At 61.1% G+C, this 23156-nt stretch carries 17 protein-coding genes and 1 other RNA gene; 12 read left to right on the top strand and 6 right to left on the bottom strand.

Annotated features, from left to right (window positions below; genetic code table 11):
• Positions 1-84 precede the first annotated feature (84 nt).
• On the bottom strand, positions 85-2484 hold the full coding sequence (gene xdhB, locus L8K08_RS08665; protein ID WP_145159096.1) for a xanthine dehydrogenase molybdopterin binding subunit: 2400 nt from the start codon (positions 2482-2484) through the stop codon (positions 85-87).
• Complete coding sequence (xdhA, locus tag L8K08_RS08660; protein ID WP_145159094.1) at positions 2477-3925, bottom strand: xanthine dehydrogenase small subunit; 1449 nt, start codon at positions 3923-3925, stop codon at positions 2477-2479. The genes xdhB and xdhA overlap by 8 nt, the downstream gene beginning before the upstream one ends.
• A gap of 280 nt (positions 3926-4205) precedes the next feature.
• Between xdhA and L8K08_RS08655 the strand changes: the two genes are divergently transcribed.
• The 10 genes from L8K08_RS08655 to L8K08_RS08610 all read left to right on the top strand — a co-directional run bounded on the left by L8K08_RS08655 (position 4206) and on the right by L8K08_RS08610 (position 16875).
• Entirely contained in the window at positions 4206-4865 is a 660-nt protein-coding gene (locus L8K08_RS08655) for a GntR family transcriptional regulator (RefSeq protein WP_145159092.1), read from the top strand.
• A gap of 2 nt (positions 4866-4867) precedes the next feature.
• Positions 4868-8356 (top strand): chromosome segregation protein SMC, encoded by a 3489-nt coding sequence (gene smc, locus L8K08_RS08650; protein ID WP_242195865.1) that lies wholly within the window; start codon positions 4868-4870, stop codon positions 8354-8356.
• Positions 8357-8641: 285 nt separating this feature from the next.
• Positions 8642-9505, top strand: a complete 864-nt coding sequence (gene zipA, locus L8K08_RS08645) for a cell division protein ZipA (protein ID WP_034119293.1) — start codon at positions 8642-8644, stop codon at positions 9503-9505.
• A gap of 87 nt (positions 9506-9592) precedes the next feature.
• Entirely contained in the window at positions 9593-11959 is a 2367-nt protein-coding gene (gene ligA, locus L8K08_RS08640) for an NAD-dependent DNA ligase LigA (protein WP_242195862.1), read from the top strand.
• Positions 11960-12098: 139 nt separating this feature from the next.
• Positions 12099-13262 carry a putative zinc-binding metallopeptidase gene (locus L8K08_RS08635; RefSeq protein WP_242195860.1) on the top strand — a complete coding sequence of 388 codons (1164 nt, stop codon included), beginning with the start codon at positions 12099-12101 and terminating at the stop codon, positions 13260-13262.
• A gap of 115 nt (positions 13263-13377) precedes the next feature.
• An RNA gene (ffs, locus tag L8K08_RS08630) (signal recognition particle sRNA small type) lies at positions 13378-13474 on the top strand.
• A gap of 217 nt (positions 13475-13691) precedes the next feature.
• A complete protein-coding gene (locus L8K08_RS08625; RefSeq protein WP_242195857.1) occupies positions 13692-14693 on the top strand; it encodes an N-acetylmuramidase family protein in 1002 nt (333 codons plus the stop codon).
• Positions 14694-14849: 156 nt separating this feature from the next.
• Positions 14850-15896, top strand: coding sequence for an N-acetylmuramidase family protein (locus L8K08_RS08620; protein WP_242195854.1), 1047 nt, complete (start codon positions 14850-14852; stop codon positions 15894-15896).
• A gap of 1 nt (position 15897) precedes the next feature.
• Positions 15898-16488 carry a hypothetical protein gene (locus L8K08_RS08615; protein ID WP_145159080.1) on the top strand — a complete coding sequence of 197 codons (591 nt, stop codon included), beginning with the start codon at positions 15898-15900 and terminating at the stop codon, positions 16486-16488.
• A 63-nt stretch (positions 16489-16551) separates the two neighbouring features.
• Positions 16552-16875 carry a hypothetical protein gene (locus L8K08_RS08610; RefSeq protein WP_242195851.1) on the top strand — a complete coding sequence of 108 codons (324 nt, stop codon included), beginning with the start codon at positions 16552-16554 and terminating at the stop codon, positions 16873-16875.
• A gap of 56 nt (positions 16876-16931) precedes the next feature.
• Here L8K08_RS08610 and L8K08_RS08605 read toward each other — a convergent pair whose 3' ends face one another.
• Both L8K08_RS08605 and L8K08_RS08600 read right to left on the bottom strand, forming a co-directional pair.
• On the bottom strand, positions 16932-17828 hold the full coding sequence (locus L8K08_RS08605; protein ID WP_242195847.1) for a DUF2167 domain-containing protein: 897 nt from the start codon (positions 17826-17828) through the stop codon (positions 16932-16934).
• 59 nt (positions 17829-17887) lie between these two features.
• Complete coding sequence (locus tag L8K08_RS08600) at positions 17888-18751, bottom strand: LysR substrate-binding domain-containing protein (RefSeq protein ID WP_145159074.1); 864 nt, start codon at positions 18749-18751, stop codon at positions 17888-17890.
• Between the two features lie 101 nt (positions 18752-18852).
• Here L8K08_RS08600 and L8K08_RS08595 point away from each other — a divergent pair, with 101 nt between their 5' ends.
• A complete protein-coding gene (locus L8K08_RS08595; protein WP_242195844.1) occupies positions 18853-19812 on the top strand; it encodes a DMT family transporter in 960 nt (319 codons plus the stop codon).
• Here the strand turns inward: L8K08_RS08595 and L8K08_RS08590 are convergent.
• Both L8K08_RS08590 and L8K08_RS08585 read right to left on the bottom strand, forming a co-directional pair.
• The gene (locus tag L8K08_RS08590; protein ID WP_145159070.1) at positions 19726-20097 is read right to left on the bottom strand and encodes a VOC family protein; all 372 of its coding nucleotides are present in this window, start codon (positions 20095-20097) and stop codon (positions 19726-19728) included. The genes L8K08_RS08595 and L8K08_RS08590 overlap by 87 nt on opposite strands.
• Positions 20098-20152: 55 nt before the next feature.
• Positions 20153-20920 (bottom strand): transporter substrate-binding domain-containing protein, encoded by a 768-nt coding sequence (locus tag L8K08_RS08585; RefSeq protein WP_242195843.1) that lies wholly within the window; start codon positions 20918-20920, stop codon positions 20153-20155.
• Positions 20921-21053: 133 nt separating this feature from the next.
• Here L8K08_RS08585 and dnaX point away from each other — a divergent pair, with 133 nt between their 5' ends.
• On the top strand, positions 21054-23123 hold the full coding sequence (dnaX, locus tag L8K08_RS08580) for a DNA polymerase III subunit gamma/tau (protein WP_145159066.1): 2070 nt from the start codon (positions 21054-21056) through the stop codon (positions 23121-23123).
• The last annotated feature ends 33 nt before the right edge of the window (positions 23124-23156 follow it).

Genomic DNA, 23156 nt, shown 5'->3' with positions numbered 1-23156 from the left:
GGGGGCAAGCCCCCTCCCACATTTTGATTTGTGAACACCATCAAATGTGGGAGCTGGCTTGCCTGCGATGGCAGCGCCTCGGTCTTAGAGCGAAGCCATCTCGGTTTCAGCCTCGACAGCCTTTGCCGCCTGCAACTGCCGCATCTGCTCACACCCCCACAACACCCGCTCGGGTGTGGCCGGTGCATCGATCTTGGGCTGATGGCGATACTCACCCACACTCGCCACGGCATCCTTGATCGCGCACCACGAGGCGATCCCGAGCATGAACGGCGGCTCACCCACAGCCTTGGAATGGAACACCGTGTCCTCCGGGTTCTTGCGGTTTTCCACCAGCTTCACGCGTAAATCCAGGGGCATGTCAGCCACGGCCGGGATCTTGTAGCTGGCCGGGCCGTTGGTCATCAGCTTGCCTTTGTTGTTCCACACCAGCTCTTCCATGGTCAGCCAGCCCATGCCCTGAATAAAGCCGCCTTCCACCTGGCCGATGTCGATGGCCGGGTTCAGCGAGGCGCCCACGTCGTGCAGGATGTCGGTGCGCAACATCTTGTATTCGCCTGTGAGTGTGTCGACGATCACTTCGCAGCAGGCCGCGCCGAACGCGAAGTAATAGAACGGCCGCCCACGCGCCTGGCTGCGGTCGTAGAAGATTTTCGGGGTTTTATAGAAGCCAGTGCTCGACAGCGAGACCTGGGCGAAATACGCCTGCTGGATCAGGCTTTCAAAGGTCAGGATCTGGTCGCGTACCCGCACATGACCATTGTGAAACTCCACATCCGCTTCACTCACGTCGTACTTGCGTGCGGCAAACTCCACCAGGCGCTGCTTGATGGTTTCGGCGGCGTTCTGCGCAGCCTTGCCGTTCAGGTCGGCACCGCTGGAAGCCGCGGTGGGCGAGGTGTTGGGCACCTTGTCGGTGTTGGTGGCGGTGATCTGCACGCGGTCGATGTCGACCTGGAACACTTCGGCCACCACTTGCGCGACCTTGGTGTTCAAGCCCTGGCCCATCTCGGTGCCGCCGTGGTTCAAATGGATGCTGCCGTCGGTGTAGATGTGGATCAGCGCACCGGCCTGGTTCAGGAAGCTGGCGGTAAACGAAATACCGAACTTCACCGGCGTCAGCGCCAGGCCTTTTTTCAGGATCGGGCTGTGGGCGTTGTACAGGCGGATCGCTTCGCGGCGCTCGGCGTATTGGCTGCTGGCTTCAAGCTCGGCGGTCATCTCTTCGAGCATGTTGTGCTCGACGGTCTGGTAGTAGTGGGTGACGTTGCGCTCGGTCTTGCCGTAGTAATTGGCCTTGCGCACCGCCAATGGGTCCAGACCCAGGTGCCGAGCGATGGCGTCCATCACTTCCTCGATGGCGACCATGCCTTGTGGCCCGCCGAAGCCGCGATACGCGGTGTTGGAGGCCGTGTTGGTCTTGCAACGATGGCCATTAACGGTGGCGTCGCCCAGGTAATACGAATTGTCGGCGTGGAACATCGCGCGGTCGACAATCGAGTTTGACAAGTCCGGCGAGCAGCCGCAGTTACCCGCCAGTTCGAGGTTGATCCCGTGCAGGCGACCCGTGTCGTCAAAGCCCACGTCGTATTCGATATAGAAGGGGTGACGCTTGCCGGTCATCAGCATGTCTTCGACGCGCGGCAGGCGCATTTTGGTCGGCTGGCCGGTGAGGCGCGCCACCACCGCGCACAGGCAGGCGGGGCTGGCGGCCTGGGTTTCCTTGCCGCCGAAACCGCCGCCCATGCGGCGCATGTCGACGACGATTTTGTTCATCGACACGTCGAGCACTTCGGCCACTAGCTTCTGCACTTCGGTGGGGTTTTGCGTGGAGCAATAGACGATCATGCCGCCGTCTTCGGTGGGCATCACCGACGAGATCTGGGTTTCCAGGTAGAAGTGTTCCTGGCCGCCGATGTGCAGCGTGCCCTGGATACGGTTTTTCGCCGTGGCCAGTGCACCCGCCGAATCACCGCGTTGGTGAGTGTGGCTGTCGAGCACGAAATGCTTGTTGCGAAAGGCCTCGACCACGTCCAGCACCGGCTCCAGGTCTTCGTATTCGATCACCGCTGCCATGGCCGCTTTGCGTGCGGTTTCCAGGTCGCGCGCGGCCACGGCCAGCACCACCTGGCCAACAAACTGCACCGTGTCGATGGCCAGCAACGGGTCGCCGGGCATCAGCGGGCCGATGTCTTTCAGGCCCGGCACGTCTTCGTGGGTGATCGCGATGCGCACGCCGTCAAAGGCGTAGCAGGGCGCGGTGTCGATGCTGAGGATGCGGGCGTGGGCGCGGTCAGACATGCGCGCATACAGGTGCAGTTGGTTGGGAAATTCCAGGCGGTCATCGATGTACTGCGCCTCGCCGGACACATGCTTGGCGGCGCTGTCATGCTTGACGCTGCGGCCGACTCCGGAGGTCAGGTCCTGGGCGAACAGCTCGGCGAGTTCGGCCTGGGTTTTAACGACGGCGTGATGGTTAGACATAAGCGGTCACCCGAGTCTCGATGTGCGGCGTTTGCAGTTCGATGAAGTATTTGCGCAGCAGGTTCTGCGCGCTGAGCAGACGGTATTCCTTACTGGCGCGGAAGTCCGACAGCGGGGTGAAATCCTCGGCCAGGGCGGCGCAGGCTTTTTCCACCGTGGCGGCGTTCCAGGTGGCGCCCACCAGCACGGCTTCGCAGCTTTTTGCGCGTTTGGGCGTAGCGGCCATGCCCCCGAAGGCGACGCGTGCCTGGTTGATCACGCCGTTCTCGATCTTCAGGTTGAAGGCGGCGCACACCGCAGAAATATCATCGTCCAGGCGCTTGGACACCTTGTAGGCACGGAACAGTGTGTGGCCCTTGGGCACGATGATTTTCTCGATGAACTCGCTGTCCTGACGCGCGGTGACGCGGTAGTCGATGAAGTAGTCTTCCAGCGCCAGGGTGCGGCGCACGTTGCCTTTGCACAGCACGATCTGTGCACCCAGGGCGATCAGCAGCGGCGGCGAATCACCAATCGGCGAGGCGTTGCCGATGTTGCCGCCCAAGGTGCCCTGGTTGCGGATTTGCAGGGAGGCGAAGCGGTGCAGCAGGTCGCCGAAGTCCGGGTATTCGTGGTGCAGCGCGGTGTAACAGTCGGAGAGGGCGGTGGCGGCGCCGATTTCCAGGCGGTCGTCGAAGCGTTCGATGCGCTTCATTTCTTCGATATTGCCGACGTAGATCATCACCGGCAGCGTGCGATGAAACTGCGTGACTTCCAGCGCCAGGTCGGTGCCGCCGGCCAGCAGCCGGGCTTGCGGGTAGGCGTCGTAGAGATCGGCCAGGTCGGCGACGGTCAGCGGCACCAGGCAGCGTTTGTCGCCACTGTTGAGTTCGCCGGTCTGCGTTGGCGCAATGGCTTTGAGGCGCGCGATGGTCTCGGCCTGGCGGCTGTCAAACTGGTCGACGGGTTTGTTGCAGCAGGCCTGTTCGGCGGCGGCCAGGATCGGGCGGTAGCCGGTGCAACGGCACAGGTTGCCGGCCAGCGCTTCGTGGGCTTTTTGGCTGTCGGGGGCGTCGCTGTTCTTTTGCAGGGCAAACAACGACATCACAAAGCCCGGCGTGCAAAAGCCACATTGCGAGCCGTGGCACTCGACCATGGCTTTTTGCACGCTGTGCAGTTGGCCCTGGTGCTTGAGGTCTTCAACGCTGATCAGCTGTTTGCCGTGCAGCGACGACACAAAGGTCAGGCATGAGTTGAGGCTGCGATAACGAATCTGCTCCGCGCCTTGTTCGTCGCGGTGCAACTCGCCGACCACGACGGTGCACGCCCCGCAGTCGCCGCTGGCGCAGCCTTCCTTGGTACCGGGTTTGCCCACGTGCTCACGCAAATAGTTGAGCACGGTCAGGTTGGGGTCCAGGGCGTGCTCACTACGGAGTTCCTGGTTGAGTAAAAACTGGATCACGGAAGGCCTCGCAGACTCATTATTGTTGTTAACCGCTTTGCGCCGAATCTAGTCATGTCTGACTTTTCGGTCAATGATTTTCTGACCAGGAGGTCAAGAAATTGCGGTCACAACACTTTCAATTATGGTCCAGTCTTCTGGAACCGTTGTTTTTGGCGGCTTGTGGGTTTTCATCGCTGCTTATTTCATGCCAAATTCGCCACCGTGGGCGTAGCGCCATCAGCGGGCCAATGCGCTACACTGCCGCGCTTGTACTGATAGAAGATTCTGAAGGGAAAACATGACGTTCAAGGCGCCGGACAGTCTCGCCGAGCAAATTGCTCACCACCTCGCCGAACGTATCATTCGCGGCGATCTCAAGCCTGGGGAGCGGATCCAGGAACAGAAAGTTACGCTGGCGCTCAATGTCAGCCGTGGTTCCGTGCGTGAAGCCTTATTGATCCTCGAGCGCCGCCACCTGATCGCGATCCTGCCGCGCCGTGGCGCCCATGTCACCGAGCTCACCGCGCACAAGGTGCAGAGCCTGTGCACGCTGATGGGCGAGTTGTACATCCTGCTCGGCAACGCGGTGGCCGAGGGCTGGAAGGTGCAGGCCGACATGACGCCGTTCCTGCAGATCCAGCAGCGTCTGGTGAACAGTTTTGAGCGTCAGGACATCCGCGCCTTCGTCGAAGAAAGCTTCAACGTGATGCGCGCCGCGTATCCTTTTGCCAACAACCCGTATTTGCAGGAAACCGTCGAGAACCTGCAGCCGGCGATGAACCGCGCCTATTACCTGGCGCTGGATCAGCGCAAGGCGTCCATGAGCGAGTACCTGGCGCTGTTCGAGCAACTGCTCGCCGCCGTGCTGGCGCGTGACCTGGCGCAGATTCGCCTGGTGCTGTCCGCCTACGGCCAGCGCAGTTGTTCATTGGTCATCGCTGCGTTGGCGGACGCCTAAACGTGCGGCTCAAGTGCATCAAACTGGCGGGGTTCAAATCCTTCGTCGACCCGACCACGGTGAACTTCCCCAGTAACATGGCGGCGGTGGTGGGGCCCAATGGCTGCGGCAAGTCGAACATCATCGACGCCGTTCGCTGGGTGATGGGCGAGAGTTCGGCGAAAAACCTGCGCGGCGAGTCGATGACCGACGTCATCTTCAATGGCTCCACCAGCCGTAAACCGGTGAGCCAGGCCAGCATCGAGCTGGTGTTCGACAACTCCGACGGCACCCTGATCGGCGAATACGCGGCGTACGCGGAAATTTCCATTCGCCGCAAAGTGACGCGCGACAGCCAGAACAGCTACTTCCTCAACGGCACCAAGTGCCGGCGCCGGGACATCACCGACATCTTCCTCGGCACCGGCTTGGGCCCGCGCAGCTACTCGATCATCGAGCAGGGCATGATCTCCAAGCTGATCGAAGCCAAGCCCGAAGACCTGCGTAATTTCATTGAAGAAGCAGCCGGCATCTCCAAGTACAAGGAGCGCCGCCGCGAGACCGAAAACCGTATCCGCCGCACCCACGAAAACCTCGCCCGCCTGACCGACCTGCGCGAAGAGCTGGAGCGCCAGTTGGAGCGCCTGCACCGCCAGGCCCAGGCCGCCGAGAAGTATCAGGAATACAAGGGCGAAGAACGCCAGCTCAAGGCGCAACTCTCGGCCCTGCGCTGGCAGGCGCTGAACGATCAGGTCGGCCAGCGCGAAGCGATCATCGGCACCCAGGAAATCAGCTTTGAAGCGCTGGTGGCCGAACAGCGCAATGCCGACGCCAGCATCGAGCGCTTGCGTGACGGTCACCATGACCTGTCCGAGCGCTTCAATCTGGTGCAGGGCCGCTTCTATTCGGTGGGTGGCGACATCGCCCGGGTCGAGCAGAGCATTCAGCATGGCCAGCAGCGTCTGCGCCAACTGCAAGATGATTTGAAGGAAGCCGAGCGCGCGCGCCTGGAGACCGAATCGCACCTGGGCCATGACCGCACCTTGCTGCTGACCCTCGGCGAAGAGCTGGACATGCTCACCCCCGAGCAGGAAATCACCAGCGCCGCCGCCGAAGAAGCCGCCGCCGCCCTGGAAGAAGCCGAAACCACCATGCACGGCTGGCAGGAGCAGTGGGACGCTTTCAACCTGCAATCCGCCGAGCCGCGCCGCCAGGCTGAGGTGCAGCAGTCGCGCATCCAGCAGCTGGAAACCAGCATGGAGCGTCTGGCCGAGCGCCAACGGCGTCTGCAGGAAGAGCGCGTGTTGCTCGCCGCCGACCCGGAAGACGCGGCGATCATGGAACTGAGCGAGCAACTGGCCGAAAGCGAGATGACGCTGGAAGAGCTGGAAGCCAGCGAAGAACAACAAGTGGAGCGCCTGGAGCAATTGCGTCAGCAACTGCAACAGGCGACCCAGTCGCAGCAGCAGGCCCAGGGCGATTTGCAGCGGCTGAACGGCCGATTGGCGTCGCTGGAGGCTTTGCAGCAAGCCGCGCTGGACCCCGGCACCGGCACTGCCGAGTGGCTGCGCGACCAGCATTTGGCCGAGCGCCCGCGCCTGGCGGAAGGGTTAACAGTTGAAGCGGGTTGGGAGCTGGCGGTAGAGACCGTGCTCGGCGCCGACCTGCAGGCAGTGCTGGTCGACGATTTTGGTGGCTTCGACCTGGCCGGCTTTACTCAGGGCGATCTGCGTTTGCTCAGCCCGGCGGTCGATGGCACGCGCGTGCCGGGCAGTCTGCTGGACAAGGTCGAGGCGGCGATTGACCTGTCGCCCTGGCTGGGGCAGGTCAAACCGGTGGATTCCCTGGAGCAAGCCCTGGCGCAGCGCGGCCAATTGGGCGCGGGCGAAAGCCTGATCAGCCGCGATGGTTATTGGGTGGGTCGCCACTTCCTGCGTGTGCGCCGTGCCAGCGAAGCGGAAAGCGGCGTATTGGCCCGTGGCCAGGAAATCGTCAACCTGAGCGCCGAGCGCGAAGAACGCGAAGCCACTCTCGAGCGCCTGGAAACCGAACTGCAAACCCTGCGCGCCACCCAGCGCCAGCAAGAGACTGGCCGCGAACACCTGCGCCGCCTGTTGCAGGACGAAGCGCGCCAGCAAGGTGAACTCAAGGCCCAACTGTCGGCGAGCAAGGCCAAGGTCGAGCAGCTGACCCTGCGCCGCACCCGTCTTGACGAAGAAGTGGCGGAGATGGGCGAGCAACGCGCCCTTGAGCACGAACAAATCGGTGAGGCGCGCCTGCAACTGCAGGAAGCCCTCGACAGCATGGCGCTGGACACCGAGCAGCGCGAACTGCTGCTGGCCCAGCGCGACAGCCTGCGCGAACGCCTTGACCGCGTGCGTCAGGAAGCGCGCCAGCACAAGGATGACGCTCACCAATTGGCGGTGCGCCTCGGTTCGTTGCAGGCTCAGCACGCGTCCACGCGTCAGGCTCTTGAGCGACTGGAGATGCAATCCGAACGCCTCACCGAAAAGCGCGAGCAACTGAGCCTCAACCTGGAGGAGGGCGAAGCGCCGCTGGAAGAGTTGCGGCTCAAGCTCGAAGAATTGCTCGACAAGCGCATGACCGTCGACGAAGAACTCAAGACTGCGCAAATCGCCCTGGAAGACGCCGACCGCGAACTGCGCGATGCGGAAAAACGCCGCACCCAGGCCGAGCAGCAATCGCAGTTGATTCGCGGCCAGCTCGAACAGCAGCGCATGGAATGGCAGGCCCTGACGGTTCGCCGCAAGACCCTGCAGGACCAGTTGCTGGAAGACGGCTATGACCTGCACGGCGTGCTTAATACGTTGACCGCCCAGGCCAACGAGAAAGATGCCGAAGAAGAACTTGAACGGATTGCTGCGCGTATTCAGCGACTCGGCGCGATCAACCTCGCAGCCATCGACGAGTATCAGCAGCAGTCCGAGCGCAAACGTTATCTGGATGCCCAGGACGCCGATCTGGTGGAAGCCCTGGACACTTTGGAAAATGTGATCCGCAAGATCGACAAGGAAACCCGTAATCGCTTCAAAGATACCTTTGATCAGATTAATGGCGGTTTACAGGCGTTATTCCCGAAAGTTTTCGGTGGTGGCAGCGCTTACTTGGAACTGACGGGCGAAGATCTACTCGATACAGGGGTGACGATCATGGCGCGGCCTCCGGGCAAGAAGAACAGCACCATCCATTTGTTGTCCGGTGGCGAAAAGGCACTGACGGCATTGGCGCTGGTATTTGCGATCTTCAAGTTGAACCCGGCGCCGTTTTGCATGCTCGACGAAGTTGACGCCCCGCTGGATGACGCTAACGTTGGACGCTACGCTCGGTTGGTTAAAGAGATGTCCCAGACCGTGCAGTTCATCTATATCACCCACAACAAGATCGCCATGGAAATGGCCGATCAATTGATGGGTGTAACGATGCACGAACCCGGTTGTTCGCGTTTGGTTGCGGTGGATGTCGAAGAAGCGATGGCGCTGGTGGATGCTTAGCGGCGAGTTGCTGGTTACACGTGTTTGAGGCTTAGAGCTTGCAGCTTGAAGCTCACAGTTGGCGGCTGGCGCAAGCGATCTTTCATGTGGCCCAAACATGGCAAATCGACACATTTCGCGCCAACTGTGTAAAGTTATCGAAGGTCGTGCTAGTTTATTGTCAATTCCTCGTATGCGTGGGCAAAACGTCAGTCAGAACATAGAGTTGGCGCCACGTTTTAAAGCGGTTTGGATGTTGCTAAACCCCTTATTTTTCAGCATTTTTTATTAGAGGCACGGGATTACATGGAAATCGGTCTGCGCGAGTGGCTGATCGTCATCGGCATTATTGTCATTGCCGGTATTCTTTTTGATGGCTGGCGCCGCATGCGCGGTGGCAAGGGCAAGCTCAAGTTCCGTCTGGACCGCAACCTGTCCAACTTGCCTGACGATGATGGCAGCGCCGAACTGCTGGGGCCGCCTCGCGTGCTGGATACCCATAAAGAGCCGCAACTGGACGAACACGACTTGCCGTCGATGAGCGCGCCGGTGCGTGAAGCCCGCGAACCGTCTTCCAAACGTGGCAAACGCGGCAGCGCCGCGGTTGCCGAGCCGCATCAGGGCGACCTGAACCTTGACGTCGATGATGGCCCGAGCTTCAGCAGCCGTGATGACGATTTCCCCGACGAGACCCCGACCAAAAGCGCGCCACGCCAGTCGGTCAATGACCAGCCGGCCGCTGAAGAAGTCTTGGTGATCAGCGTGATCTGCCGCGACGCCGCCGGTTTCAAAGGCCCGGCACTGTTGCAGAACATCCTGGAAAGCGGCTTGCGGTTTGGCGAGATGGATATTTTTCACCGTCACGAAAGCATGGCCGGTAACGGCGAAGTGCTGTTCTCCATGGCCAACGCGGTCAAGCCGGGCACCTTCGATCTGGACGATATCGACCTGTTCAGCACCCCGGCGGTGAGCTTCTTCCTTGGCCTGCCAGGCCCGCGTCACCCCAAACAAGCGTTCGACGTGATGGTGGCCGCGGCCCGCAAGCTGTCTCAGGAACTCAACGGCGAGCTCAAGGACGACCAACGCAGCGTCCTGACCGCCCAGACCATCGAACACTACCGTCAGCGCATCGTCGAGTTCGAACGTCGCGCCCTGACACAGAAACGCTGAGGATTGGTCTTCAGCGTTGTCAGTAGAATAAGCGCACTAACATATTGAGCAGCTTCGGCTGCTCTTTTGCTTTCTGAGAGAACACCCATGACCGCCGCCCATACCCGCATCCTCCAATTGCGCGCTGAGCTGGATCAGCACAATTACCGTTACCACGTGCTCGACGAGCCGAGCATTCCGGACGCCGAGTACGACCGGCTGTTCCACGAGCTCAAAGCCCTGGAAGCCGAGCATCCGGATTTGGTCACGCGTGATTCACCGACGCAGCGGGTCGGCAGTGCGGCGTTGTCGGCGTTCACTCAGGTGAAGCACGAAATACCGATGCTCAGCCTCGGTAACGCCTTTGACGAAACCACCATGCTCGAATTTGATCGCCGAGTCACCGAAGGCCTCGACCTGCCGGTGGGCGATCTGTTTGGCGGTGGCGCGGCGGTGGAGTACAGCTGTGAGCCCAAACTGGATGGCCTGGCGGTCAGCCTGCTGTATCAAGACGGTGAACTGGTACGCGGCGCCACCCGTGGCGACGGCACCACGGGCGAAGACATCAGCGTCAACGTGCGCACTGTGCGCAATATCCCGCTGAAGCTGCACGGCAGCGGCTGGCCGGCGACCCTGGAAGTGCGCGGCGAAGTGTTCATGTCCAAGGCCGGTTTCGAGCGCCTGAACGCCTCGCAGCTGGAAGTCGGCGGCAAGACCTTCGCCAACCCGCGCAACGCGGCGGCTGGCAGCCTGCGCCAGTTGGACTCGAAGATTACCGCCAGCCGCCCACTGGAGTTCTGCTGCTATGGCATCGGCCAGGTCACCGCAGACATCAGCGACACCCACATCGGCAACTTGAAGCAGTTGCAGAAGTGGGGCATGCCGATCAGCCACGAACTGAAGCTGGCCAAGGGGATTCAGGAATGCCTGGACTACTACCGCGATATCGGCGAGCGGCGTAACAGCCTGGGTTATGAAATCGACGGCGTGGTGTTCAAGGTCAACAGCATTGCTGCCCAACGTGAACTGGGTTTTCGCGCGCGTGAACCGCGCTGGGCCATCGCGCATAAATTCCCGGCGATGGAAGAGCTGACTGAATTGCTCGACGTCGAATTTCAGGTCGGTCGTACCGGCGCCGTCACCCCCGTTGCGCGCCTCAAGCCGGTCAAGGTCGCGGGTGTGACCGTGTCCAACGCCACCTTGCACAACATGGATGAAGTCGCGCGCCTGGGCCTGATGATCGGCGATACGGTGATCATCCGCCGTGCCGGTGACGTGATCCCGCAAGTCGTCTCGGTGGTCACCGAACGCCGCCCGGAAAACGCCCGCGCGGTGCAGATCCCCGAAAGCTGCCCGGTGTGTGGTTCCCACGTGGAGCGCACGCAACTGGTCAAGCGCAGCAAGGGCAAGGAAACCGTCAGCGAAGGCGCGGTGTACCGCTGCGTCGGGCGCCTGGCCTGTGGCGCGCAGCTCAAGCAGGCGATTATCCATTTTGTCTCGCGCCGGGCCATGGACATCGACGGCCTGGGCGACAAGACCATCGAGCAGTTGGTGGATGAAAAACTCATCGGTTCGCCGGCCGACCTTTACAAGCTCAAGTACGAGCAGATCATCGACCTGGAAGGCTTTGCCGATATTTCCAGCAAGAAGCTGATCACCGCCATCGAAAACAGCAAGACCCCAACCCTGGCGCGCTTTATCTACGCCTTGGGCATCCCTGATGTGGGCGAGGAGACCGCCAAGGTGCTGGCGCGCTCCCTGGCGTCTCTGGAGCGTGTGCAGAAGGCCCTACCGGAAGTGCTGACGTACCTGCCCGACGTGGGCCTGGAAGTGGCGCACGAGATTCACAGCTTCTTTGAAGACAGCCATAACCAGGAGGTGATTGGCGCGCTGTTGTCGCCGGAGCAATGCGGCCTGCAACTGCAGGATCAGGGCGACCTGAGTGCCGAGTTCGCCGCCAGTACTACATTCGGTGGCTTTCTGGACAAACTACATATTCCTTCGGTTGGACCGGGCGCTGCGCAAAAGTTGGCCGACAAATTCGAGTCTCTTGAAAAGTTGATCGAGGCTCCCTGGTTCGATATCCGCCAAGTACTGCCCGAGAAACAAACCAAGACCGTTCGGGAGTTTTTCGATATCCAGGAAAACGCCAACCACGCCCTGGCCATCGAGCAGCAGCTCAAGGACTTCGGCATGCACTGGCAGAGCGAGAAGAAGGTCGTCGAAGGCTTGCCCGAAGCAGGGCACACCTGGGTGCTCACCGGTTCACTGGAGCTGATGAGCCGCGATGTGGCCAAGGACAAGCTTGAAAGCCTCGGCGCCAAGGTCGCCGGCTCCGTCTCGGCGAAAACCCACTGCGTGGTGGCCGGGCCGGGCGCTGGCTCGAAATTGGCCAAGGCCAGCGAACTGGGCTTGAAGGTGTTGGACGAAGAAGCGTTCGTGGCATTCCTGGCCAAGCACAACATCACGGTCTGACGGCGCGAGCGGGGAATGAGCTGCTGCTTATTGTGGCGAGCGGGCTTGCCCCGCGTCGGCCTGCGCAGCAGCCCCCTCACCAGTGGAACGATCTCTCACGGGAAATGATCTAGTCTTGGTCACCCAGAGAGAGATCGCCATGTTCCGCTACTTCGAGCAACTCAGTTCACGCATCGCAGCACCGTTCACGGCGGGCGCATCTCGTAACAGCAAGGTGTGGCAGTGCCGCTGTGGCCAATCGCTGTTCTTTCGCAACAGCCAGTGCCTCGCTTGCCAGGCGCTGCTCGGTTATCAGCCGCAGCAAAGCCGCGTATCGTCCTTACAGCCGGGCCCGGTTGTCGGGACCTGGCTGCAGGACGACAACCTTGACGCCGGCGCCTTCCGTCGCTGTGCCAACCTCGACACTCCCGCCGCCTGCAACTGGCTGATCCCGGCGCACAGTACGGCGCCGCTGTGCGTGGCGTGCAGTCTGAACCGCACCATTCCCGACCTGTCGATCGCGGAAAACGCCGAGCGCTGGCGCAAGGTCGAAACTGCCAAGCACCGTTTGGTGGCGCAACTGATCAGCCTCGGCCTGAACGTGGTGCCCAAGAGCGTCGATGAAGACAACGGCCTGGCCTTCGACTTCGTCGGCGTCGATCTGGAAGGCAATGCTCCAATGACGGGCCACGCCAACGGTCTGATTACCCTCGACATCAAGGAAGCCGACGACGCCCATCGTGAGAAAGTTCGCGTACAAATGCGCGAGCCTTACCGCACGCTGCTTGGGCACTTTCGCCATGAGGTCGGCCATTACTACTGGGACCGCCTGATCGCCGATACCCACTGGCTCGAACCTTTTCGCGCCTTGTTCGGCGACGAACGCGCCAGCTACGCCGATGCACTCGACCATCATTACCAGAACGGCCCGCGCCCTGACTGGCAGCAGACTTGCGTCAGCGCCTACGCCACCATGCACCCTTGGGAAGACTGGGCCGAAACCTGGGCCCACTACCTGCACATGATGGACGCCGTCGACACCGCACTGGGCTTTGGCATGAGTGCCCGCGAGATGGACCTGGATTACCAGCCGTTTCCCCTCAGCACCCTTTACGACCCCGAACACCCAGGCGGTACGGCGTTCCTGTCGTTCGTCAACGCCTGGATTGAACTGGCCGGCATGCTCAACGAACTGTCGCGCAGCATGGGCCAGCCGGATTTTTATCCCTTTGTGCTGCCGCCGGCGGTGATCGCCAAGCTGCACTTTATTCACCTGGTCATCCAGGAAGAGGGCGGCAGGGCAGATGAAGCCGTGATTCTGTAGCGGCACAAGTGCTTGAGCCCCTTGATTTTTTAATCCTGAACCAACGGTTGTAACTTCCGATGAGATCGGTACAATAGCGCGGCTTGCCGAGAGGCGAGCGTCGTTATGGTGACCCCATCGGTCCCCCCGCAACGATTACCCGTGAACCTGGTCAGAGCCGGAAGGCAGCAGCCACAGCGGGAACATTGTGTGCCGGGGTGTGGCTGGTGGGGTTGCCTCCATAACGCTCTCCCGCAACCCCCTCTGTTTCAAATCAAAAAACGTTTCTTCAGTCATCTGCCCATTTGTAGTGCGCAGCCATGACGGCTTTTTGCTGGACAACCTTCGACCGTCTGCTAGCGTCAATCATGGGTTTTTTTCAAAAAATGACCGTGGTGCTGGAGTAGTAAAGAAGTGATGGCACTCCTTCAATCAGAAAGGATGATTGCCATGCACAGCCTCCAAGGTATACCCAGCCGTATCAGCGGTTCCGTCGGCACCGCCGGCAAGGCCCGCAATGATTCCGATGATGTTCGATCCATTCAGAATCTATTCAACCTGATCACCGCCAAACCCGCTTCGCCTTTGCTGGTGGATGGCAAGTGCGGCCCGCTGCTGGTCCAGCGCATCAAGGACTATCAATCCAATCGTCTCAAGGTCGCCACACCCGACGGCGTGATTGACCCGGCAGGCCGAACGTTTAGCGCCCTGCTTGAAGATGCACGCAAGGCAACTCCCGTGACCCCGGCCAACGACTCGGCCGGTGCCGCTGTCGCCCCAACCCCGCCACGCCCTCCGGCGCCTGCCCCGGCCCAACCAGACACACTGCATTGGGTTACAAAAGCCACCTGTGATGGACGTGTGACGCTGACCGATGCTGACTTTCAAAGCGCCGCGACAGCGCTGGGCAGCGGTATCTCGGTGAACATCATCAAGGCGTTCGCCACTGTGGAATCTGGTGGGCGATCCGGCTTCGGCCCCGCCCAGATGCCGGTGATCGCGTATGAAGGTCACATCTTTCGCAAATACACCCAGCAGAAGTACGACAAGGCCTATCCCCTCCTGTCATACCCCTACCGGGAAAAAGCCGGTCCGCAATGGAAAGCCAATAACAAAACCCAGGCGGTGGCGTGGCAGACCCTGGCCGATGCGTTCAAGTTAAATCAGGAAGCGGCGTTGATGTCGGCGTCGTACGGCATGTTTCAGATCATGGGCTTCAACTTCGCCGCCTGCGGTTACAAGAGCGTCTTCGATTTCGTCAGCGCGATGAAACTCAACGCCGGCCAGCAGTTGATGGCGTTCGTCGGTTTTTGCCGCAAGAACCCGGCCTTGTTCAAGGCCATGAAGAACAAGGACTTCGCGGGCATGGCTGCCCAATACAACGGGGCGGATTATGGTGATTACGACAAGCGAATCCAGAAAGCCTTTGAGGCGCTGGAGAGGAAAAAGTAGCCGTGCATGACGGTTGTTTCACAACGTGCAAAGCGCCCACTGGACAACCCAAAACCATCTTGTTAGTTTCCGCCAGCCACTTGTTTCGAGGTGTAACAAGAGCGCTGCATTGATATTGAAGTGCCAGCACTTCTTTAACTTACAAGGATGTCAGTGATGAAAAGCCTGCAAGGGTTGCCCCGTCTTATCAGTGCTTCGGTGGGCGCGCCCGGTAAAGCGCGCAACTTGCCTGCCGATGTTCAGTGCATCCAGTATTTATTCAATTTGATCATTCCCAAGATGGGGTTTCCGCTGGCCGAAAACGGCAAGTGCGACGGCCAGTTGGTGCAGTGCATCAGCCAGTATCAGTTTCGCCACCTTAAATACGCGCACCCCGATGGGGTGATCGACCCCACCGGTCGTACGTTCAACAGCCTGATCGAAGAAGCGGTGAAAGTGCCGGTGAAGGCGTTTCCGACGATGCGCATTCCAAGCTTTCTCAACGCGTTCGGCAGTAACAACGGCGATGCGGTGCAGGCCACGGTCAATGTGTACCTAGACCGCATGCGTGCGATGATCGAGGCCGAGCGACGCAACCGGCAATTGATGCTCCAGCCCACGTGCGACGGCGGCATGACGCTCACCGAAACCGACTTCCAGAACGCCGCCACGCAGTTGGGCAGCGGTATTTCGGTGAATATCATCAAGGCCTTCGCTACCGTGGAGTCCGGCGGGCGTTCCGGTTTCGGGCCGGCCCAGCTGCCGGTGATCGCTTTTGAAGGGCACCTGTTTCGCAAGTACACCAAGCACATCTACGACCAGGCACATCCACTGCTGTCGTATGTCTACGTGAGGAAGGCCGGGCCGCAGTGGCAAGTCAACAACAAGGACCAGGCCAAGGCCTGGGAAACCATGGCCACCGCCTTTGCGCTGGATCAGGAAGCGGCCTTGATGTCGGCGTCCTGGGGTATGTTCCAGATCATGGGGTTCAACTACGCCTCCTGTGGTTACAAGACCGTGTTCGAATTTGCCGCGGCATTGAAGATCAATGCCGGCAACCAATTAAAGGCGTTCCTCGGTTTTTGCAGCAAAAGCCCGGCGTTGATCAAAGCCATGAAAGACAAAGACTACGTGGCCATGGCGCGCAACTATAACGGCGAGGATTACGGCGACTATGACCGCCGTATCAAGAAGGCCTACGAAGCACTGGAAGGGAAAAAATAAGATGATGCGTTTTCTGGCAGTGGGTGTTTTGTCGTTGTGCGCTATCGCGCCTGCATGTGCAGACGAAACAGCCTTGCACTCAGGCAAGTACGAAGGGCTGATGCTGGCGGTCACCCCTGAGCATCAAGTCGAAGGTTTCTACTCGGAAGCGTTGGGTGAGGGCGTAACCCGCACCTGTACGTTTTACCTGCAAGGCGCGCCCGAAGCGCTGACGACCTGGGTCGACGACGCCTACCCTGGCAGCGTGACGGCCTCGTCCGACGGCGTGACGCTGACCGTGGAACAAGGTCGCCAGCACCCCGGTTGCCTCAGCGTGCTGATGCCGGAAATCGCCACCGGGCTGGACCTGACCCAAACCGCCAGCAAACAGTGGATCGGCCTGGTGACGGTCACTGCCGACAAGGCTTACCTGCTCAAAACCCCTGGCGAAAGTGCGGGCAAGCGTCCGTATATCGTCAAGGACGATGTGGTCGGCGTACTGGCTTTCAAGGACGGCTGGGCCCAGGTTGAATTCACCAATGCCAAGGACCGCTCGTTCACCGGCTGGATCCGCCAGGATCAATACAGCCGCCTAACTGCGCCCAAAAGCTGAACCGCGCCCCTCTACCAGGACAAGTCTTACCTGCCGGTCGGGACGCTGCGTGTCGATGAGGTGATGTGCGCAAAAGTGACGGATGGGCGCGGCAAACCCGAAACCTTCTACGTGTTTACCCACGATGATGCCTTCATGCTTGCCCCGATCACGCCGCGTGGCGCAATCAACGTGCCGATGAAGGACAAGATCTTCGATTACCTGTTGAGCCATCAGCAGAAGGTGTTCACCGGTATCGAGGGCTCATTTGTGAAGCTCACCGGCAATCGGGTGCTGCGCTATGTAACGGTGCCGGGCTACAAACCAGGGATGGCGGCTGTGGATGAGTTTGCGATCGTCAACCCGTGCCCCGGCGCGCAGCAGCCAGAGCCTGCTGCGCAGCACTGAGCCGACCCCTGCGCCGCAACGTGTCATGCACGTTGCGGCATTTTTATGCCCGGGGTTCAGGCCTTGTTGCGGTTGAACAGCTTGCGGATCACGGCGAACAGCGCCACAACGCCGACCACCAGGAACTTCTTCGCCGCCAGCAGGAAGATGCCGATCTTGGCAAACAACCCGGCCTTGGCCGCTATCCCGCCGGCCACCAGGGCCGCCAGGCCATAAGTGGCCAGCTTGTCGGTCTTGGGGTTGAAGTCGGTGTACAGGTTGCCGTCGGTGAAGTTGGTAAAGGCCAAAACCTTGGGCATTTCCTGCTTGATGGTGGGCAGGTCGGCCATGGCGGCGACGGCGTTGAGTTCCAGCACGCCTTCACGGCCCAGCACGCGGATGCTGTAGTTGAGGGTGGTTTGCTGGGCGTCGTCGGCTTTCAGCTCGCGCGCCCAGTACATTTTGTGGGTGGCATCGTCGTAGCGCGGCGGTTCGGCCCAGCCCAGCAGGTGCAGGCCGGCGTAGCCTTGTTTCTGGCGTTGCTTGTTATCTTCCTCGTCTTCTTCCTGCATTTGCTTGAGCAGTTCGGCGTAGTCGATTTTTGCCGCGTCCTCGTCGGAAACGTGCCCGTCAGCCTTGTAGCTGACGATCACGCCCCAGCCGCGTTCCGACAAGGGGCTAACTGCTTTTGGCACGATCATGCCCAGGGTTTTGAAGCCGGGTGGGTTGCCCCAGCCATCGGTCAACAGGCGCTCGGTGTCGGCGGGGTCGAGGTAGTAGAACTCGTCGTTGAGCTTGAGCGTGGCAATGCCACTGGGCAGCGTGACCGTGCCGGTCTTCTGCTTGAGTGAGGCGAGGAAGTGTTCAGCCGTTTCAGCCGGCGCGCTGGCGTCGGCGGGCGCAGGTGCAGCAAAGACGGGTAGGGCAGACAGGCTCAGCGCAGCCGCCGCTATCAACACGCGGAAGTAATTCATGGTAGTCCCTTACATTTTGAATTAATTTCGCGGAAGAATACTGAAATTTGCTGCCCGGGTCAGCCAAAAGTCTCCCGCAGCAGCCCGGCAAACGCGTCCCGTGCCAAATGCCGCTGGGTGTCCTTGTGCCAGAACAGCAGGTTGTCCACGGCCTGCAGCTCTTCAAACCGGTAGGAGGCCAACTGATTGGCCTGCTCATAGCGGGCCAGGATGCCTTCCGGCGCCAATGCCACGCCAATCCCCGCACTGACACAACCGATGATCGTGCCCCAGCTGGCATAGCTGGCGATGCTCGGTTTGAAAGCATGCGGTTTGACCCAGTTCTCCAGCGCCGCGCGATACGGACAGCCCGCAGGCCATACCAGCAGCGTACGACCGGCCAGGTCTTGGGCACTGTTGATCGGGGCGCTGGACGCGCTGGCGATCAGCACCAGACGTTCGCTGTAGACCACGCTGTGTTCAAGCTTGGCGCGTTTGCCGCCACAGGCCACCAGCGCCACATCGAGGCGATGGTGTTGCAGGTCGTCCAGCAACTGCGCCCAGGCGCCAGTGACCAGCTCGAGCGAGACGTCCGGGTAGCGCCGATGGTATTCCGCCAGCAAGGGCGGCAGGCGGCCGCTGGCGCTGGATTCCACCGCGCCGATGCGCAAGGTGCCGCGGGGGATGGCGTCGGCATCCACTGCGCGTTTGGATTCGTCTACCAGCGCCAGAATGCGCTCGCAGTAGTCCAGGAAGATTTCCCCGGCGGCACTGATTGCCAGCCCGCGCCCGGCACGGATAAACAAGGGCGTGCCCAACTCGCTTTCCAACTGCTTGATCCGCGTGGTGATGTTGGACGGCACGCAATGCAATTGCAGGGCGGCCTGGGCCACGCTGCCGGTTTGCGCCACGGCTCGCACCATTTTCAGTTGGGCCAGTTCCATTGCTCAGTTCCAGTGATTTCAGAAGTCAGAAACGCTTAATTGTCCTGCGCCTTGCCGGGGCCAAGACTGACGGCATCCTACTCAGTTGCCGGACGCCGCCGATGAATACCCCGTCACCCGCAAAGCTTACGCTAGTCATCTCTGGCGTCATCCTCTGTTGGGCCTATTCGCCGATTGGCGTGCACATGGGGTTGCACAGCTACAGCCCCGGCCAATTGGCGTTGCTGCGATTTCTGATTGCGTCGGTGTTCATGGGCGGTGTGGCATTGGCGGTAGGCATTGGCCGGCCGCGTGTGCGCGACCTGCCGTGGTTACTGGTGCTGGGGTTCTTCGGCGTATTTTTGCACCACACCAGCCTCAATTATGGGCAGCAATGGGTGACGGCGGCGGCGTCGAGCGTGCTGGCGCAGTCGGCGCCACTGTTCAGTGTGCTGATCGCGTGTTTGTGTTTGAAAGAGCGCGTCAGTGCCTGGCGCTGGGGCTGTGTGTTGCTGGGCTTGCTTGGCGTGCTGGTGGTGATCTGGGGCGATCATGGCCTGGGCGATATTGACCCGCGCGGTTTGCTGATTGTGCTGGCGGCGGTGTCATGGAGCGTGTATTTCGCCATCCAGAAACACTATGCCCATCGCTACAGCCCGCTGACCATGGCGTGTTACATGGTGTGGGCGGGCACCCTGATGCTGTGCGTGAACCTGCCAGGCCTGGCCAATGCCGTGGAGCAGGCACCGCTGGCGGAAAACCTCGCGGTGCTGATCCTCGGCATTTTCCCCAGCGCCCTGGCGTACCTCGCCTGGGCCTATGTGTTGAAGCATGTCGAGGTCAGCCGAGCGTCGGTGGCGATGTACCTGATCCCGCCGGTCGCGATGGTGATGGCCGCGACGCTGCTGGGCGAGCACATTGCCGTGCAGGTGATGCTGGGCGGTGTGATGGTGCTGGCCAGCGTGGCGGCCATCAGCCTGGAGGGCCGCTGGCGGTCAGTCGCTCATGCAGAACGCGCGCAGCCGGTGGCCATCAAGGTCCTGGGCGACAAAGGTGTAGCCGAAATCCAAACGGGTCGGTGACTGGATGATGGTTGCGCCGCGCGCCACCCACTGAGCGTGCAGGGCGTCTACGGCGGCCTGGTCTGGCAGGGAAAAGCCCACCTCACCGCCGCCGCCGGTCATCCGGGCCGCAGGCTCCACCGTGTGGCGCGACCACAGCCCCAACTTTACGCCGTTGTCGAGGATGAACAGGGCAAAGGTGGGGTTCAGTTCAACCGGCGGCTTATCCAGCAGGCGGCTATAAAAGTTGGCACTGGTGGCCGGGCTGTCGACGTAGAGCAGGAAGTAATGGGCGACGGTGTGCATTGCAGGCTCCTTGGGAATGGGCGTTCAAGTGCGCCCAGTCTAGAGGGATGCCCTGTCAGTTCTTGTCAGGAGTGAGCGGTGATCGCTCACCTTCGCCGGTGTACAGGTTAATGATGTCGTCGATTTCCCCCGACATCTTCATCCGCAGCAGCGTACGCAAGATCCGCTGTACCGGCACGTTCGGGTCGTTGCGCACGATGCAACCCAGGCTTTGCTCGTCGATGATCGCGACCTTTTGCAGCCGCTGGTTCGGCGGCAGGTTCAAATTGAAGCGTTCGAGTATCCATTCGTTAATCACGGCGTATTCAAAACGCCCGGCGACCAGCTTTTGCAGCACCAAGGCTTCGCTGCGCGAATCGTCGCGGGTGAGCTGGCCAGTGGCAAACAGCGGGTCGAGGACGGCGTAGCGGTAGTTGAGCACCGTGCCGATCGGCTGAGGCGTCAGCGTGCCGACTTCTGCAGGCTGCGGCGTCGCGTGGCGGCTTACCAGCACATTGCGTTGCACCATCAGCGGCACGCTCCAGGTGTAGTCGCCGGACAGGCTGTCGACCCAGTCCTGGGCGACATAACAGCGCACATCGATGTCGCCATGCGCCATGGCGTTGGCGATGCGTGCCCGCGCCAGCACGTGAAACTCGGCCGGGCGCCCGATCTGGGTGGCCAGGCTTAACATCAAGTCATACAAAATGCCTTGGGTGGGCTGGCTGTCCTCCACCTGGGCCATCGGCATCGCCCAGCTGTCGGAAACCGAGAAACGCAACGGCGCAGGCGCCGCGAGGCTGGTAAGGGAAATCATCCATAAGGCGCCCAGGACTACGCGCATACACTCTCCGGGTTCAGGCCTTTGCGGGGCCATTGAGCAGAGCTTAGTCAGATTAGACGAGCGTGCCGGATGCAATTTCCCCCTTGCTCCGCTAGCATTACCGGCTTCCGCTTCCCAGTTGCGACGGTTTTCGATGAGTTATCAGGTTCTTGCACGTAAATGGCGTCCGCGCTCGTTCCGCGAAATGGTCGGCCAGACCCATGTGCTCAAGGCTCTGATCAATGCCTTGGACAGCCAACGGCTGCACCACGCCTACCTGTTCACCGGCACGCGAGGGGTGGGCAAGACCACCATCGCGCGCATCATCGCCAAATGCCTGAACTGTGAAACCGGTATCACTTCGACGCCTTGCGGCACGTGTTCGGTGTGCCGCGAGATCGATGAAGGGCGTTTCGTCGACCTGATCGAGATCGACGCCGCGAGCCGCACCAAGGTCGAAGACACCCGCGAGTTGCTCGATAACGTGCAGTACGCACCGAGCCGTGGCCGCTTCAAGGTCTACCTGATCGACGAAGTGCACATGCTTTCCAGCCATTCCTTCAACGCGTTGTTGAAAACCCTGGAAGAGCCGCCGCCGTACGTCAAATTCATCCTGGCCACCACCGACCCGCAGAAACTCCCTGCAACGATTTTGTCGCGGTGCCTGCAGTTTTCCCTGAAAAACATGACCCCTGAGCGTGTGGTCGAGCATTTGACCCACGTGCTGGGTGTCGAGAACGTGCCGTTCGAAGACGACGCGCTGTGGCTGCTTGGCCGCGCGGCCGATGGTTCGATGCGCGATGCCATGAGCCTCACCGACCAAGCCATCGCCTTTGGCGAAGGCAAGGTGATGGCCGCCGACGTGCGCGCCATGCTCGGTACCCTCGACCATGGCCAGGTGTTCGACGTGCTGCACGCGCTGATCGAGGGCGACGCCAAGGCGTTGCTTGAAGCGGTGCGCCACTTGTCGGAACAAGGCCCGGACTGGAACGGCGTGCTGTCGGAAATCCTCAACGTCTTGCACCGCGTTGCGATTGCCCAGGCGTTGCCTGAAGGTGTCGACAACGGCCATGGCGACCGTGACCGCGTATTGGCGCTGGCCCAGGCATTGCCGGCCGAAGATGTGCAGTTCTACTACCAGATGGGCCTGATCGGGCGCCGCGACCTGCCGCTGGCACCGGACCCGCGCGGTGGCTTTGAAATGGTCCTGCTGCGGATGCTGGCGTTCCGACCGGCGGATGCGGCCGACGCGCCGAGACAGCCGCTAAAGCCAGTGGGGATCAGCCAGGCCACAGTTGATTCCGCCAAACCAGTGGCTGGTGCGGCAGTGGTCGCGCCAGTAGTTGCTGCGCCTGCGCCCGTGGCGCCCGCGCCTGAGCCGGTAGTGGCTGCGCCAGAGCCGGTGACGCCAGCCATCGCGCCGGCGCCGGTGACTGAGCCCGAGCCCGAAGCCGTGGTCGACCTGCCGTGGAATGACCCGGTAGACGCCGAGCCCGACGTCGAACTGCAGCCTGCCGTGGAGCCTGTGCTGGAAACCAGCGGTGAGCAGCCCGAACTCACGCCGATGCCGACGCCGACGCCCGACAGCGTGGTGCCGGACGCACCCGAATGGGTGTCTGCCCCGGTTCCAGAGCCGACCGTCGCCCAGGTTGAAGCCGCAACACCCGGCATCGACCTCGATGATGAACCGCCGCTGGACGAAGATTACATCGAGCCGGACATGGATTCGGCCTACAGCTACCTCGATGACCTGGCCAGCGAACACACCGCTGAGCCTGCACCCGAGCCCGAGGCGGAACCGGCTGCGGCCCCGGCCACCGGCCTGGCGCTGCAATGGCTGGAATTGTTTCCGAAGTTGCCGATCTCCGGCATGACCGGCAGCATCGCCGCCAACTGCACCTTGATTGCCATCGATGGCGATCACTGGCTGTTGCACCTGGACCCGGCGCACAGCGCGCTGTTCAACGCGACCCAGCAACGCCGGCTCAACGATGCATTGAACCAGTACCATGAGCGCACGCTGACCATCACCATCGAGTTGATCAAGCCCGAGCAGGAAACCCCGGCCCAGGCCGCGACACGCCGACGCATCAACCGTCAGCGCGATGCCGAGAACTCGATCCAGGCTGATCCGCTCATCCAGCAAATGATGCAACAGTTCGGTGCTGTCGTGCGTCACGATACTATTGAACCTGTCGAAGCCCCGGTGCCCCAAGCGTCATGACACCGGGCTATTAATTGATCCACGTACTTTTGA

The organism is Pseudomonas sp. TREG-RG-20F-10-E-6-01, from assembly GCF_022662455.1.
GTDB lineage: Bacteria > Pseudomonadota > Gammaproteobacteria > Pseudomonadales > Pseudomonadaceae > Aquipseudomonas.
Note: the sequence above shows the minus strand (reverse complement) of the source record. Positions and strands in the feature narration are given on the sequence as shown.

Coding starts and splice junctions, on each gene's coding strand:
- L8K08_RS08635 (WP_242195860.1), top strand. CDS start 12,099: ATGTTCCGCTACTTCGAGCAACTCAGTTCACGCATCGCAGCACCGTTC.
- L8K08_RS08595 (WP_242195844.1), top strand. CDS start 18,853: ATGAATACCCCGTCACCCGCAAAGCTTACGCTAGTCATCTCTGGCGTC.
- L8K08_RS08605 (WP_242195847.1), bottom strand. CDS start 17,828: ATGAATTACTTCCGCGTGTTGATAGCGGCGGCTGCGCTGAGCCTGTCT.
- L8K08_RS08585 (WP_242195843.1), bottom strand. CDS start 20,920: ATGCGCGTAGTCCTGGGCGCCTTATGGATGATTTCCCTTACCAGCCTC.
- L8K08_RS08615 (WP_145159080.1), top strand. CDS start 15,898: ATGATGCGTTTTCTGGCAGTGGGTGTTTTGTCGTTGTGCGCTATCGCG.
- L8K08_RS08625 (WP_242195857.1), top strand. CDS start 13,692: ATGCACAGCCTCCAAGGTATACCCAGCCGTATCAGCGGTTCCGTCGGC.
- xdhB (WP_145159096.1), bottom strand. CDS start 2,484: ATGTCTAACCATCACGCCGTCGTTAAAACCCAGGCCGAACTCGCCGAG.
- L8K08_RS08655 (WP_145159092.1), top strand. CDS start 4,206: ATGACGTTCAAGGCGCCGGACAGTCTCGCCGAGCAAATTGCTCACCAC.
- L8K08_RS08600 (WP_145159074.1), bottom strand. CDS start 18,751: ATGGAACTGGCCCAACTGAAAATGGTGCGAGCCGTGGCGCAAACCGGC.
- ligA (WP_242195862.1), top strand. CDS start 9,593: ATGACCGCCGCCCATACCCGCATCCTCCAATTGCGCGCTGAGCTGGAT.
- L8K08_RS08590 (WP_145159070.1), bottom strand. CDS start 20,097: ATGCACACCGTCGCCCATTACTTCCTGCTCTACGTCGACAGCCCGGCC.
- dnaX (WP_145159066.1), top strand. CDS start 21,054: ATGAGTTATCAGGTTCTTGCACGTAAATGGCGTCCGCGCTCGTTCCGC.
- L8K08_RS08620 (WP_242195854.1), top strand. CDS start 14,850: ATGAAAAGCCTGCAAGGGTTGCCCCGTCTTATCAGTGCTTCGGTGGGC.
- zipA (WP_034119293.1), top strand. CDS start 8,642: ATGGAAATCGGTCTGCGCGAGTGGCTGATCGTCATCGGCATTATTGTC.
- L8K08_RS08610 (WP_242195851.1), top strand. CDS start 16,552: ATGTGCGCAAAAGTGACGGATGGGCGCGGCAAACCCGAAACCTTCTAC.